This window comes from Mesorhizobium sp. M5C.F.Ca.ET.164.01.1.1, from assembly GCF_004792125.1.
GTDB lineage: Bacteria > Pseudomonadota > Alphaproteobacteria > Rhizobiales > Rhizobiaceae > Mesorhizobium > Mesorhizobium wenxiniae.
On the sequence record NZ_SRTG01000007.1, the window covers coordinates 218628 to 231341 of the forward strand.

The 12714-nt window shown below is 63.3% G+C and carries 11 protein-coding genes; 6 read left to right on the forward strand and 5 right to left on the reverse strand.

Annotation, left to right across the window (positions count from 1 at the left end):
• Positions 1-153 precede the first annotated feature (153 nt).
• Genes lpxD through lpxB form a run of 5 tightly spaced genes read left to right on the forward strand, consistent with a single transcriptional unit; the run spans position 154 to position 4564 of the window.
• On the forward strand, positions 154-1212 hold the full coding sequence (gene lpxD, locus EN807_RS28060) for a UDP-3-O-(3-hydroxymyristoyl)glucosamine N-acyltransferase (RefSeq protein WP_135937535.1): 1059 nt from the start codon (positions 154-156) through the stop codon (positions 1210-1212).
• Position 1213: 1 nt separating this feature from the next.
• Positions 1214-1672 carry a 3-hydroxyacyl-ACP dehydratase FabZ gene (fabZ, locus tag EN807_RS28065; protein ID WP_095520391.1) on the forward strand — a complete coding sequence of 153 codons (459 nt, stop codon included), beginning with the start codon at positions 1214-1216 and terminating at the stop codon, positions 1670-1672.
• A 13-nt stretch (positions 1673-1685) separates the two neighbouring features.
• Positions 1686-2519: an acyl-ACP--UDP-N-acetylglucosamine O-acyltransferase gene (gene lpxA, locus EN807_RS28070; protein WP_135937536.1), complete on the forward strand. Its 834-nt coding sequence runs from the start codon at positions 1686-1688 to the stop codon at positions 2517-2519.
• Positions 2506-3408 carry a UDP-2,3-diacylglucosamine diphosphatase LpxI gene (gene lpxI, locus EN807_RS28075; RefSeq protein WP_135937537.1) on the forward strand — a complete coding sequence of 301 codons (903 nt, stop codon included), beginning with the start codon at positions 2506-2508 and terminating at the stop codon, positions 3406-3408. The genes lpxA and lpxI overlap by 14 nt, the downstream gene beginning before the upstream one ends.
• Positions 3398-4564 carry a lipid-A-disaccharide synthase gene (gene lpxB / locus EN807_RS28080; RefSeq protein WP_135937538.1) on the forward strand — a complete coding sequence of 389 codons (1167 nt, stop codon included), beginning with the start codon at positions 3398-3400 and terminating at the stop codon, positions 4562-4564. Before lpxI ends, lpxB begins: the two co-directional genes overlap by 11 nt.
• Before the next feature lie 77 nt (positions 4565-4641).
• Here lpxB and gltA read toward each other — a convergent pair whose 3' ends face one another.
• Together gltA and gltX are read right to left on the reverse strand one after the other, a co-directional pair.
• The gene (gene gltA, locus EN807_RS28085; RefSeq protein ID WP_065009590.1) at positions 4642-5970 is read right to left on the reverse strand and encodes a citrate synthase; all 1329 of its coding nucleotides are present in this window, start codon (positions 5968-5970) and stop codon (positions 4642-4644) included.
• 182 nt (positions 5971-6152) lie between these two features.
• On the reverse strand, positions 6153-7577 hold the full coding sequence (gene gltX, locus EN807_RS28090; RefSeq protein ID WP_135937539.1) for a glutamate--tRNA ligase: 1425 nt from the start codon (positions 7575-7577) through the stop codon (positions 6153-6155).
• 102 nt (positions 7578-7679) lie between these two features.
• Here gltX and EN807_RS28095 point away from each other — a divergent pair, with 102 nt between their 5' ends.
• Positions 7680-10136, forward strand: a complete 2457-nt coding sequence (locus tag EN807_RS28095; protein WP_135937540.1) for a ComEC/Rec2 family competence protein — start codon at positions 7680-7682, stop codon at positions 10134-10136.
• On the opposite strand, the gene lexA is transcribed toward EN807_RS28095, so the two are convergent.
• From lexA to moaC, 3 genes are all read right to left on the reverse strand, one after another.
• Entirely contained in the window at positions 10130-10867 is a 738-nt protein-coding gene (gene lexA / locus EN807_RS28100; RefSeq protein WP_065009592.1) for a transcriptional repressor LexA, read from the reverse strand. The genes EN807_RS28095 and lexA overlap by 7 nt on opposite strands.
• 104 nt (positions 10868-10971) lie before the next feature.
• Positions 10972-12177 carry a gephyrin-like molybdotransferase Glp gene (glp, locus tag EN807_RS28105; protein WP_135937541.1) on the reverse strand — a complete coding sequence of 402 codons (1206 nt, stop codon included), beginning with the start codon at positions 12175-12177 and terminating at the stop codon, positions 10972-10974.
• The gene (moaC, locus tag EN807_RS28110) at positions 12177-12674 is read right to left on the reverse strand and encodes a cyclic pyranopterin monophosphate synthase MoaC (RefSeq protein ID WP_127317812.1); all 498 of its coding nucleotides are present in this window, start codon (positions 12672-12674) and stop codon (positions 12177-12179) included. Before moaC ends, glp begins: the two co-directional genes overlap by 1 nt.
• Between the last annotated feature and the right edge of the window lie 40 nt (positions 12675-12714).

The following is a 12714-nucleotide window of genomic DNA, read 5'->3' on the forward strand; positions in this document are numbered from 1 at the left end:
TTGGCGTCCGGAAGAGAGTGATCCGACACTACAGCGCCGCGCGTCCTCTTGGACGCGCAAAGGACGCTGTAGAACTTTGATTTTGCGCATGATCCTTTCCGAAAATCGATTCCGATTTTCGGGGTCATGCGCTAGCTGGATATAGCTTCTGGAATGACCGATCCGGTGTTCTTCGCGCCATCACGCCGGTATACGGCTGGCGAAGTCGCGAATCTGACCGGCTCGGTGCTTGTTGATTCCGACCTCTCCGACATATCGATCGAAGCCTTGGCGCCGGCAAGCGAAGGCGGCGAGCACGCTCTTGTCTTCGTCGATGGCAGGCGCAACTTCGCGCTGATGCAATCGCTGCGGGCAGCGGCGGTTCTCTGTCCCGCCGAATTTGCCGGGAAAGCGCCGGCGGGCATCGCGGTTCTGGTCCATCCGCGCCCGCAACAGGCTTTCGCGATGGTCGGACGCCTTCTTTTTCCGGCGGCTGCGACACCGGCGCCGATGACCGGCGAAACCGGTATCTCGCCGCATGCCCATGTCGATCCATCGGCGCATGTCGAGGCCGGCGCGATCGTCGAGGCCGGCGCGATCATCGGCCCCCGCGCATCTATCGGCAGCGGAACCGTCATTGCTCCTCATGCCGTCATCGGTCCCTCCTGCCAGTTCGGCCGCGACGGCTATGTCGGTCCAGGCGCCAGCATCCAGTACGCGCTTATCGGCAACCGCGTCATCATTCATGGCGGCGCCCGCATCGGCCAGGACGGTTTTGGCTTCGTGGCCGGCGCCAAGGGCCCGGAGCGCGTCCCGCAAATCGGCCGGGTCATTATCCAGGACGACGTCGAGATCGGCTCGAACACCACGGTCGATCGTGGCGCCATGTCCGACACGATCATCGGTCAAGGCACCAAGATCGACAATCTGGTGCAGATCGCTCATAACGTCCGTATCGGCCGCAACTGCATAATCGCCGGCCTTTCGGGTATTTCCGGTTCCGTAACGGTGGGCGACAACGTCACCATGGGTGGCGGTGTCGGCCTTGCAGATCACCTGACCATAGGAACAGGAGCCAAGCTTGCTGCAAGAAGCGGGTTCATGAGCAACGTCCCTGCGGGCGAGATTTGGGGTGGGTACCCAGCGCAGCCCATGGCGGAAGCCATGCGGGAGATCGCGGCTCTGCGAAGACTGGCCAGGGCGCGCAAATCCGGCGGCGGAGGGAAGAACTGAGATGGTGGCGGCGACGACGCTCGAGGCGGTCGACATTTTGGGGCTGATGAAGCTCCTGCCGCATCGCTATCCGTTCCTGATGATCGACCGCATCATCGACATCGATGGCGACGAGTCCGCTATAGGCATCAAGAACGTGACCATAAACGAGCCGCATTTCCAGGGTCATTTCCCGGATCAGCCGGTCATGCCCGGCGTGCTGATCGTCGAGGCGATGGCGCAGACGGCCGGCGCCATCTGCATCCGCAGCCTTGGCACCGAAAAACCGTCGCTGGTCTATTTCCTGACCATCGACAATGCCAAATTCCGTAAACCGGTCGTTCCCGGCGACCAGTTGAAGATCCATGTGAAGAAAATCAAGAAACGCGGCAATCTTCTCAAATTCGCCTGCGAGGCTCTGGTCGACGGCGTCAAGGCCGCGGAAGCCGAGATCTCGGCGATGATGGTTACGAGCGACTGACGATCGAATGCTTATGAATATCCAGACAGTCATCCATCCATCGTCGGTCATCGAGGCCGGCGCAAAAATCGGCGAAGGCGTCCGCGTCGGGCCGTTCTGCCACATCAGCGCCGACGCGGTGATCGGCGACCGCGTCGAACTGGTCAGCCACGTCTCGGTGATGGGCGCGACCATCATCGGTGCGTCGACCAAAGTGTATCCGATGGCGACTCTGGGCGCGCCGCCGCAGAACACCAAGCACAAGGGTGGCCGCACCACGCTGGTCATCGGTGAGAACTGCACGATCCGCGAAGGCGTAACCATGCACCTCGGCACCGATTCCAGCCGCGGCGAGACGACGATTGGCGACAACGGTAACTTCCTTGCCTACGCCCACATCGCCCATGACTGCATCGTCGGCAAGAATGCCACCTTCGCCAATCAGGCGACGCTGGGCGGCCATTGCGAGATCGGCGACAACGTCTATATCGGTGGCCTCACCGCCGTTCATCAGTTTGTCCGCGTCGGCGACAACGCCTTTCTCGGCGGTTGCTCGGCAATCGTCGGGGATGTCATTCCCTACGCCATCGCCGTCGGCAATCGCGCCAGCCTTCGCGGCCTCAACATCATCGGCCTGAAGCGCGCGGGCCTGCCGCGCTCCGAGATCCATACGCTGCGCAAGGCCTACAGGACGATCTTCGATCGCTCCCGAACCGTCGGCGAAAACGTCGAGTTCGCCAAGGCGGAATTCGCCTCGTCACCGACCGCCATGAAAATCATCGATTTCATCGCCAGTCGCGGCAAGCGGCACTATGCTGTCCCGTCGCTCAAGGCTGGCGACGGCGACGATGCAGATGACGAAGATTGAGGCCACCCGGACGGGCCTTGATCTCGCGCCAGACTCCAAGGTCGGCATCATTGCCGGCGGCGGCAGTCTGCCGGTCGAAGTCGTCAGGGCGCTTGGTGGGCAAGGTAAGTCTCCCTTCGTGATAATCGTGGCGGGCGAGGTCGACCGCAAATCCGATTTCGACGCCTACGAGCAGGCGACGTTGAGGCTGGAGGATGTCGGCTCACTGCTGCCGACGCTCAAAAATCATCATGTTACCCATTTGGTGACAGCGGGCCATATCACACGCCGTCCCCGGCTGAGCGCCATGCGCCTCAATCTCGGCCTGCTCGCCTGGGTGCCCAGCCTTCTTGTCGGTGTAACCCAAGGGGACGACACCGTGCTGAAACTGTTCGTGCGGAGGATCGAGCGCAGCGGCATCAAGGTTGTCGGCGCCCATGAGATCGTGCCGGAGCTGGTCGCGGCCGAAGGCGCGCTGACCAAGGCTACGCCGCGGAAATCCGACTGGCGCGACATCGAAGCGGCGCATACGGCGGCAAAGGCCATCGGCGCGCTGGATATCGGCCAGGCGGCTGTTGCGATCGGCGGCCGCGCCATCGCGCTGGAAGGCGTCGAGGGCACTGACGGATTGCTCGAACGAACAAGGCAGTTGCGCGACCATGGCAGGCTGGCCGGCAGAACGCGCGGCGTCCTGGTCAAATGCGCCAAGCCCGGCCAGGAGTTGCGCGCCGACCTGCCCTCCATCGGCCCGCAGACGGTCGAGGCGGCGCATACCGCCGGACTTGCCGGCATTGCCGTCGAAGCCGGCCGCTCGCTGGTTCTGGAAGGCCCTACGGTCGTTGCCCGCGCCAATGCGCTCGGCCTGTTCGTGATCGGCCTGCCTGCTGCGGAGCCGATGCATGGCGACTGAGAAACCGCTGAAGATCGCCATCGTCGCCGGCGAAGAATCCGGCGACCTGCTTGGCGCCGACATCGTAGCGTCGCTCAAGCGCGCGACTGGCCGTGAGGTCCGGCTCGTCGGCATCGGCGGCCGGCATTTGCAGGCGCTCGGCCTCACGCCGCTCTTCGACGGCGGCGAGATCGCGCTGATGGGCCTGAGCGCCATCCTGCGCGACCTGCCGCGCCTGATGCGACGGATCAGCCAGACGGCCGATGCGGTCGCCGGTGAAAAGCCCGACTGCCTCATCACCATCGACAGCCCGGATTTTTCGCTGCGCGTGGCGAAGAAGGTGCGTGCCGCCGATCCGGAAATCCCGATCGTCCACTATGTCTGCCCGAGCGTCTGGGCGTGGCGGCCGGGCAGGGCGGAGGCGATGAAACCGTATGTCGATCATATCCTCTGCATCCTGCCTTTCGAGGTGAAGGAGCTCGCCCGCCTCGGCGGTCCGCCCGGCACCTATGTCGGCCATCGCCTTACGCACGATCCGGGCGTGCTCGGCGCTGCCAAGACGCAAAGCCTGCCGCGCGACCTGTCCGAGAATCGTGTGAAGACACTGCTTGTGCTGCCCGGCTCGCGTCGCGGTGAGGTGCGACGGCTGGTTGGCCCGTTCGGCAAGACGATCTCGATCCTACGCGCACGCGGACACCGCTTGCGCCTGCTGTTGCCGACGGTGCCGCATGTCGCCGACCTGATCAGGGCTTCGGTGGCAAGCTGGGACGAGAAGCCGGAGATCATCCTTGATACCGAACGCAAATGGCAGGCCTTCGGCAAGGCCGATGCAGCACTGATCGCATCGGGAACGGTGTCGCTGGAACTGGCGCTGTCGGGCGTGCCGATGATCTCCTGCTACCGGCTCGATCCGGTCATGCGGATTGCCCAGCGCCTGATCACCGTATGGAGCGCCGCATTGCCCAATCTCATCGCCGATCGCCCGATCGTGCCGGAAAGCTACAACGAATATGTGCGGCCGCACTATCTGGCGCGGCAGTTGGAGGCGCTTTTTTCCGACACCCCCTATCGCGCATGGCAGAAGGACGGTTTTGCCGAGGTGGCCAGACGCATGGCCGTTGACAAACCTTCCGGCGATATCGCTGCGGGGGTCGTGATGAGATACATCAAAGGGTGAGTAGTGAGTAGTGAGATAGCAGAGCACCGCTCGGCGTCTGGAATTCCTATTTACCACTCACTACTCACTTCTTCTATTCACCGTTTAGCAATCGGCACGTAGTCGCGTTCCGGCGCACCTGTATAGAGCTGGCGCGGGCGACCGATCTTCTGGTGCGGATCCTCGATCATCTCTTTCCACTGCGCGATCCAGCCGACGGTACGGGCGACCGCGAACAGCACGGTGAACATGGTGGTGGGGAAGCCCAGCGCCTTCAGCGTGATGCCGGAATAGAAATCGACGTTCGGATAAAGCTTCTTCTCGATGAAATAGGAGTCGGTCAGCGCGATCTTTTCCAGTTCCATGGCGATGTCGAGCAGCGGATCATCCTTGATGCCGAGTTCGCCCAAAACCTCATGTGCGGTCTTCTGCATGATCTTGGCGCGCGGATCGTAGTTCTTGTAGACGCGGTGGCCGAAGCCCATCAACCGGAACGGATCGTTCTTGTCCTTGGCGCGGGCGATGAATTCCGGGATGTGGTCGACATGGCCGATCTCGCCCAGCATGTTCAAGGCCGCCTCGTTGGCGCCGCCATGAGCCGGTCCCCACAGGCAGGCGATGCCGGCGGCGATGCAGGCAAACGGGTTGGCGCCCGACGAGCCGGCGAGGCGAACGGTCGAGGTCGAGGCGTTCTGCTCGTGATCGGCATGCAGGATGAAGATGCGCTCCATCGCACGCGCCAGCACCGGATTGATCTTGTATTCCTCACACGGCACGGCAAAGCACATATGCAGGAAGTTGGCCGCGAAATTCAGCTCGTTCTTCGGGTAAATGAAGGGCTGGCCGATGTGGTACTTATAAGCCATCGCCGCGATCGTCGGCATCTTGGCGATCAGCCGCATCGACGCGACCATGCGCTGGTAGGGGTCCGAGATGTCGGTGGAATCGTGATAGAAGGCTGACAGCGCGCCGACCACGCCGCACATCACCGCCATCGGGTGCGCGTCGCGGCGAAAGCCGGTGAAGAAGCGCGACATCTGCTCGTGCACCATGGTGTGGCGCGTCACCCGGTAGTCGAAATCGTCCTTCTGCGCCTTGGTCGGCAATTCGCCGTAGAGCAAGAGGTAGCAGACCTCGAGGAAGTCGCCATGCTCGGCCAACTGGTCGATCGGATAGCCGCGATGCAAAAGGATGCCGGCATCGCCATCGATGAAGGTGATTTCCGACTCGCAGCTTGCCGTCGAAGTGAAGCCGGGATCATAAGTGAACGCCCCGGTGGTGCTGTAAAGCGAGCCGATATCGATGACGTCCGGTCCGACCGAGCCGCTTCGCACCTTGAGCTCGTGAGTTTTGCCGCCGAATTCAAGTTTCGCAGTCGACGCGTGGGTTTTGCCGCCAAATTCCATTTTTGTCGCAGCTTCGGACATTGCAAACTCCTTTAGGTTTTCTCAGTGCCGGCAAAGGCGAAATATCTGCAACGCAACACGTCGAAAGCACCGGAGTTCGCGCGTTTGCGCCCGCAATTGGATTTGCGTGCCAAATTGGGCCAAGATCTAATGTTGCACTGCGAAACCCACCTTTCAATGCCAATCTTCTTGGGCCAGTTTTGCTAATCGATTTGATCCGCGACGCGCGCCAGGCTTTCCTCGCGGCCAAGTACGGCAAGCACGTCGAACACGCCCGGCGAGGTGCTTTTGCCGGTGAGCGCGGCGCGCAAGGGTTGGGCCACAGCGCCGAGCTTATGGCCGCCGGCCACCGCATATTCCCGGATCGCAGCCTCCGCTGCTTCGGCCGTCCAGTCGCCTGAAATCGCCTTCAGCGCCGCATGAGCACCCCGCAGGATCTCGCGCGCATCACCGCCGAGCAGCGCCGCCGCCTTCTCGTCGATCCGCAGCGGCCGCTCGGCAAACAGGAAGGCGGCACCGTCGGCCAGCTCGACCAGTGTCTTGGTCCGCTCCTTTAAGCCGGGCAGGGCGGCGAGCAACTGCGCCTTGCGCGTGTCGTCGAGGCGCGCTGCGATCGCCGGGCCGCCTTCCAGATGGGGCAAAGTGGCGATGAAGATATCGAGCAATTCGGCGTCGTTCATGCGGCGCATATGCACGCCGTTCAGCGCCTCGAGCTTGGCGAAGTCGAAGCGGGCGGCCCCCTTGTTGACGTCGCCGATGTCGAACCAGGCAATCATATCGGCGATCGACATGATCTCGTCGTCGCCGTGGCTCCAGCCGAGCCGCGCCAGGTAGTTGAGCAGTGCCTCCGGCAGGTAGCCCATGGCACGATAGGCTTCAACGCCTAGGGCACCGTGCCGCTTCGACAGCTTGGCACCGTCGGCGCCATGGATCAGCGGGATATGCGACATCGACGGCACGTCCCAGTTCATGGCTTGATAGATCACCATCTGGCGGGCGGCATTGGTCAGATGGTCGTCGCCGCGGATGATGTGGGTGATGCCCATGTCATGGTCGTCGACGACGACGGCATGCATATAGGTCGGATTGCCGTCCGAGCGCAGGATGATGAAATCGTCGAGGTCCTTGTTGGGGAAGCGGACTTCGCCCTGCACGCGGTCATGCACCACCGTCTCGCCGCCGGCCGGCGCCTTGATGCGGATCGCGCCCTTGGCGCCGGCCGGCGCCTCCGACGGGTCGCGGTCGCGCCAGCGGCCGTCATACCGAGGAGGCAGCCCCTTGGCACGCGCGCTCTCGCGCATCGCCTCCAGCTCGGCCGGCGTCGCATAGCAGTAATAGGCTTTGCCGAGCCGCACCAGCTCCTCGGCGACCGCGCGGTGGCGCGGCGCGCGCTCGAACTGCGATACCGGCTCGCCGTCCCAGGTGAGGCCGAGCCAGGCGAGCCCATCGAGAATGGCAGCGGTTGCCTCATCGGTCGAACGCTCGCGATCGGTGTCCTCGATGCGCAGCAGCATCTTGCCGCCAGTGTGTTTCGCATACAGCCAGTTGAACAGCGCCGTGCGCGCGCCGCCAATATGCAGGAAGCCGGTGGGCGAGGGGGCAAAGCGGGTGACGACCTTGTCGGACATGGAACTCTCAGGCAAGCGCAGGAAACGGATGTGGTTGCGCGGACTTTCGCGCGTCGCGCGTTCATGTAGCATAGGAGGTCAAGGGCGCAAGGGGCAGACCCGATGGCTGGACCAGGCCGGGGCGAGGACGAGAGCGAGGGCGCGATCACAAGCGTCAGCGAACGATCGCTGTTTGCCGACGTTCCTCACGCCGAGCCGCTACCCGCTTCGCTGCCTGCATCGCACCCGGCCACCCAGCCTCTTTCGCCGGACCGCTCCGCGCCAATACCGGCTCCACAACCCGGGCCTGTCATTCGTTTCCGCCGACAGCTCAGCCATCTTTCACCATCCGGTATCCGCAACAGCGTGGCCTCGGCAGCCGGCCTGGAACTCGACCGCGGCGTCGCCTTCCTGCTGGTGCCGGTTTTTCTGGCGTGCGGGGTGATCGTCTATTTTTCGCTTGCCGTCGAACCGGACTTTCCGCAGCCCATTGCCGTCGTGGTCCTCACGGCATTGTGTGCGGCTGTCACCCGCTCATGGCGCAAGACGCATCTGTGCTTCATGGCAGCGTTGCTGTGCGCACTCGGTGTTCTCGCCGCCAAGGTTGAAACCTGGCGCGCGGGAACGCAGATGCTCGGTTCGGAAATCCAGACCCAGCTCACCGGCCGTGTCGTTAGGCTCGATCAGATGGCGAACGGCCGGATCAGACTGACCATCGACGTGATGTCGACCGCCCGGCCGACACTGCGTTATGCACCGGGACGTGTCAGGGTTTCGGCACGCAAAATTCCCGCTGAGATGACTGCAGGCTCGGTGGCAACTGGTTATGTGAGGCTTTTGCCTCCGACTGGCCCGGTTAGGCCGGACAGTTATGACTTCTCCTTTGACAGCTATTTCGCCGGTATCGGTGCCAGTGGCTTTTTCCTCGGCAATCCGAAGATCGTCGTTTCCGAGGATGCGCCGTTCGCCGCGCGCCTTTCTTCTTCGATCGAAAAGGCGCGCGAAAACATTGCCGACCATATCAGGGACAGCATTGGTGGCGCCGAGGGGGAGATTGCCGCCGCACTGATGGTCGGCGTGCGTGCCGGCATTCCCGAAGAGATAAACGAATCGATGCGGCGCACCGGCATCTACCACATCATCTCGATTTCCGGCCTGCACATGGCGCTTGTCGCCGGCACGATCATGGGATTGCTGCGCGGCGTCTTTGCGCTGTTTCCCGATTTTTCGTCACGCCGGCCGGTCAAAAAATATGCGGCTGCTGCCGCACTCCTTTCCATCGCTGCCTATCTCATTTTTTCCGGTATCGTGGTCGCGGCTGAACGCAGCTTCATCATGCTGGCGGTAATGCTTGTCGCCGTGCTGTTCGACCGAGCGGCACTTACCATGCGCAATCTGACGATTTCTGCCATCGCCGTCATCGTCGTTTCGCCGCACGAGGTGGTCGGCCCAAGCTTCCAGATGTCCTTCGCCGCGACTGCTGCTCTCGTGGGCGCCTATGCCGGCTGGTCCGACTATCGTACCGACAGGGCCACGGCGCCGCCACAGCGACGGTCGCCGGTCGCTTTCGTCACGCGAAAACTCGCCGCTGGGACAGGTACCATCGCAATGACCTCCATCATTGCCGGCAGCGCCACCGCGCTCTTCGCCATCTGGCACTTCCAGCGCGTATCGCCGCTTAGCCTGTTCGCCAATCTGGCGGTCATGCCAATCGTCACGGTCGTCATGTTCCTGGCCGTCCTCAGCGCTCTGGCAATGCCTTTCGGCTTCGACGGACCTTTCCTCTACATGATGGGCAAGGGACTGACGGCCATGATCGCAATATCGGGATGGATTTCCGAGCGGTCGCCGGTCGATGCAGTCGGGCTGATCTCGTTGCAGTCGGTTCTGCTGGTGACGGTCGCCCTGGTCATCGCCACGATGGCGACGACATGGTTGCGGCTTGCGGCACTTCCCTTTGCGCTCGCCGGCCTGCTGACGATTTCCGACACGCGCACCCCCGATGTGCTGATTTCGGAAGATGCGCATCTGGTGGCGCTGCCGATCGGCGGCGGCGAACTTGCCGTCAACCGGGTTCGTTCGAACGAATTCACCACCGACAACTGGAAACATGCGCTGGTTTCAGCGACCATTGTCGAGCCAGAGACATTCGAAAAAGGAGACGTGCGGTTCGACATCGCCGACCCGGCCGACCTGCCGCCGGGAGCGCCCTTCTACTGCACTGCCGGCCTGTGCCTCGCCCGGCACCCGTCCGGCGCGATCATCGCACTCGCCGACGACCGCAAAACCGCACGGCCAGCCTGTGCGTTTGCGGATTTGATCGTCATCGACGATGCCACAGCCTATTATGATCCCTGCCGCAATCCGCTGGTTCTCGTCGTTACCAAACGGCAGCTCGCTCGCATGGGCAGTGCCGCTGTCTTCTTCGATCCGCTATCAGCGACGACGCGCGCAGAAATCCGTTTTGCCGTCAGACAGCCATATAGGCCTTGGCACGAGCAGCGGAGATTTTCGCGCGAGGCGAGGGGCTTGCCGCCATACCGCAGGGCCGAGAAACCCAACAAGCCTGCCGCTCAGTAACGCCGGATCAGTCCGACGAGCTTGCCTTGCACCTTGACCCGGTCCGGCCCGAAGATGCGCGTCTCATAGGCCGGATTGGCGGCTTCCAGTGCGATCGAGGCGCCCTTGCGGCGGAACCGCTTCAGCGTCGCTTCCTCCTCGTCGACCAAGGCGACGATGATCTCGCCAGGCTGGGCGGTGTCGGCGTTGCGGATGATGACCGTGTCGCCGTCGAAAATGCCGGCCTCGATCATCGAATCACCCTTGACCTCCAGTGCGTAGTGCGTGCCGCCGGTGATCATGTCCGGTGGTACCGAGATCGAATGCGTCTGGTGCTGGATGGCGTCGATCGGCACACCGGCAGCGATGCGGCCCATCACCGGTATGGAGATGGTGGCAACGACGTCGTCGTCATTGCCGGCCGCGGGCAGGCGCGAAGGCGCCGGTTTGATCTGTCGTCCGAGGCTGCCCTGCCCAAGGCTGCCCTGAATGACGCTTGGCGAGAATTTGCGCGCCGCATTGAGGCCGGGCGCGATCGAATCAGGCAGGCGCAGCACCTCCAGCGCGCGGGCCCGGTTAGGCAGGCGGCGAATGAAACCGCGCTCCTCCAGCGCCGTGATCAGCCGATGGATCCCCGACTTGGAGGCGAGGTCGAGCGCTTCCTTCATCTCGTCGAACGAGGGCGGAATGCCGCTTTCCTTCAGCCGCTCGTGGATGAACATCAGCAGTTCATGTTGTTTGCGTGTCAGCATCGCAACCCCCAACAGAATCAGAAAAACAAACCCAGAACAAACACTATCTGTTCCAGTTGTGTTCCGCAACCGTTTAAAGTTTAATGAATGTGTTGACGTTTTGTTCAGCGTAGCATCAGCACGCTGCACGCGGCTCCCGTCGCGGCTGGGGGAGCGAATGGCTCGCGCACGATCAGCCCGTTGGCGTCGGCCAGCATTTTGAGCATCGAGGAATCCTGGATGCCGAACGGGGTTGCCAGTGGCGTGCCGGCTTCTTCCTTCACCACCGCGCGTACATAGTCCTGCCTGAGATCGTTGGCCGACATGGCGGCGCCGAGCCGCGCCTGACGCATGTCCTGCCGGAAGGCGCGGCCGCCGAGCCGCGCAAGCAGCGGCTTCAGAAAGAGCTGCGTGCAGACCAGGCTCGCCACCGGATTGCCAGGCAGGCCGATGCAGCGGATGTCGCCCATCCGCCCGAACATCAGCGGCTTGCCGGGCCGCATGGCGATTTTCCAGAAATCGAGCGTCATGCCTTCACCGGTCAGCACGTCATGGACCAGGTCATGGTCGCCGACCGAGGCGCCGCCCAGCGTGACGATGACGTCGGCGCCTGCGTCGACCGCTTGTTTCACCAGCGTGGCGATCGCCTCCTTGCGGTCGGGGGCGATGCCGAGATCGAGCGCGCTGGCGCCGACCGAGCGGGCCGCGGCGGCGACGCCATAGGCATTGGACGAGATGATCTGGTCGGGGCCAAGGTTGCTGCCCGGCGGCAGCAATTCGTCGCCGGTGGCGATGATGGCGACCAGCGGCCGTTTCACCACGCTGACCTGCGGGTGGTTGGCCGACGCCGCCAGCGACAATGCCGCCGGATCAAGCGGGCGGCCTTTCTCCAGCAGAACGTCGCCCTTCGAGAAATCGAGCCCGAGGCGGCGGATGTTGCGGCCTTCGACCGTCGACGCGGTCACTTCGACGCTGCCGCCGCCGAGATCCCTGGCATTCTCCTGGATGACGATGGTGTCGGCGCCTGCAGGAAGCGGCGCGCCGGTGAAGATGCGCACGGCCTGCGCCGGGCCGACTGTTCCGGCAAAGCCGCGTCCGGCTGGCGCCATGCCGATCACCGAAAGTCTTGCGGGCACGAACGCGACGTCCTCGGCCCGCACGGCGTAGCCGTCCATGGCGGACGCGTCGAACGGCGGCTGGGTGCGGAGCGCCAGAAGCGGCTCCGCCAGCACGCGGTCGGCGGCGTCCATAAGGGCGACGCATTCAGCTTGCAAGGGCGCAGCATCCTCAAGCAGGCGCTCGAGCGCCTCGGCGACCGGAAGCAGTGCCATTATTGGCCTGCCCCCTTGGCGTCCGCCTTGTAGTCGCCGGATTTGCCGCCGGTCTTTTCCACCAGCCTAATGCCCGAGATCACCATGGCGCGGTCGACCGCCTTGGCCATGTCATAGATGGTCAGGCAGGCGACCGAGACGGCGGTCAGCGCTTCCATCTCGACGCCGGTCTTACCTGTGACGCGGGCTAGCGCCGTGACCTTCAGGCCTGGCAGCGTCGCGTCCGGTTCGATGTCAACGGATACCTTGGTCAACAGCAGCGGATGGCAGAGCGGGATCAGCTCATGCGTCCTCTTGGCCGCCATGATGCCGGCGATGCGCGCCGTGCCCAGCACGTCGCCCTTCTTGGCATCGCCGTCGAGAATCATTTTCAGCGTCTCCGGCAGCATCGAGACAAGACCCTGGGCGATCGCCGTGCGCGTCGTCTCAGCCTTGTCGCCGACATCGACCATGTTGGCTTCACCCTGTGCGGCAAGATGGGTGAGGGCGGCCGTCATCGTCAGTCAGCCTTAGAGCGACGTGCGTCCGTTTGGACGC

Coding starts and splice junctions, on each gene's coding strand:
- gltX (WP_135937539.1), bottom strand. CDS start 7,577: ATGTCCGACAAGGTCGTCACCCGCTTTGCCCCCTCGCCCACCGGCTTC.
- glp (WP_135937541.1), bottom strand. CDS start 12,177: ATGGCACTGCTTCCGGTCGCCGAGGCGCTCGAGCGCCTGCTTGAGGAT.
- moaC (WP_127317812.1), bottom strand. CDS start 12,674: ATGACGGCCGCCCTCACCCATCTTGCCGCACAGGGTGAAGCCAACATG.
- EN807_RS28095 (WP_135937540.1), top strand. CDS start 7,680: ATGGCTGGACCAGGCCGGGGCGAGGACGAGAGCGAGGGCGCGATCACA.
- lpxI (WP_135937537.1), top strand. CDS start 2,506: ATGACGAAGATTGAGGCCACCCGGACGGGCCTTGATCTCGCGCCAGAC.
- lpxB (WP_135937538.1), top strand. CDS start 3,398: ATGGCGACTGAGAAACCGCTGAAGATCGCCATCGTCGCCGGCGAAGAA.
- lpxA (WP_135937536.1), top strand. CDS start 1,686: ATGAATATCCAGACAGTCATCCATCCATCGTCGGTCATCGAGGCCGGC.
- lexA (WP_065009592.1), bottom strand. CDS start 10,867: ATGCTGACACGCAAACAACATGAACTGCTGATGTTCATCCACGAGCGG.
- lpxD (WP_135937535.1), top strand. CDS start 154: ATGACCGATCCGGTGTTCTTCGCGCCATCACGCCGGTATACGGCTGGC.
- gltA (WP_065009590.1), bottom strand. CDS start 5,970: ATGTCCGAAGCTGCGACAAAAATGGAATTTGGCGGCAAAACCCACGCG.
- fabZ (WP_095520391.1), top strand. CDS start 1,214: ATGGTGGCGGCGACGACGCTCGAGGCGGTCGACATTTTGGGGCTGATG.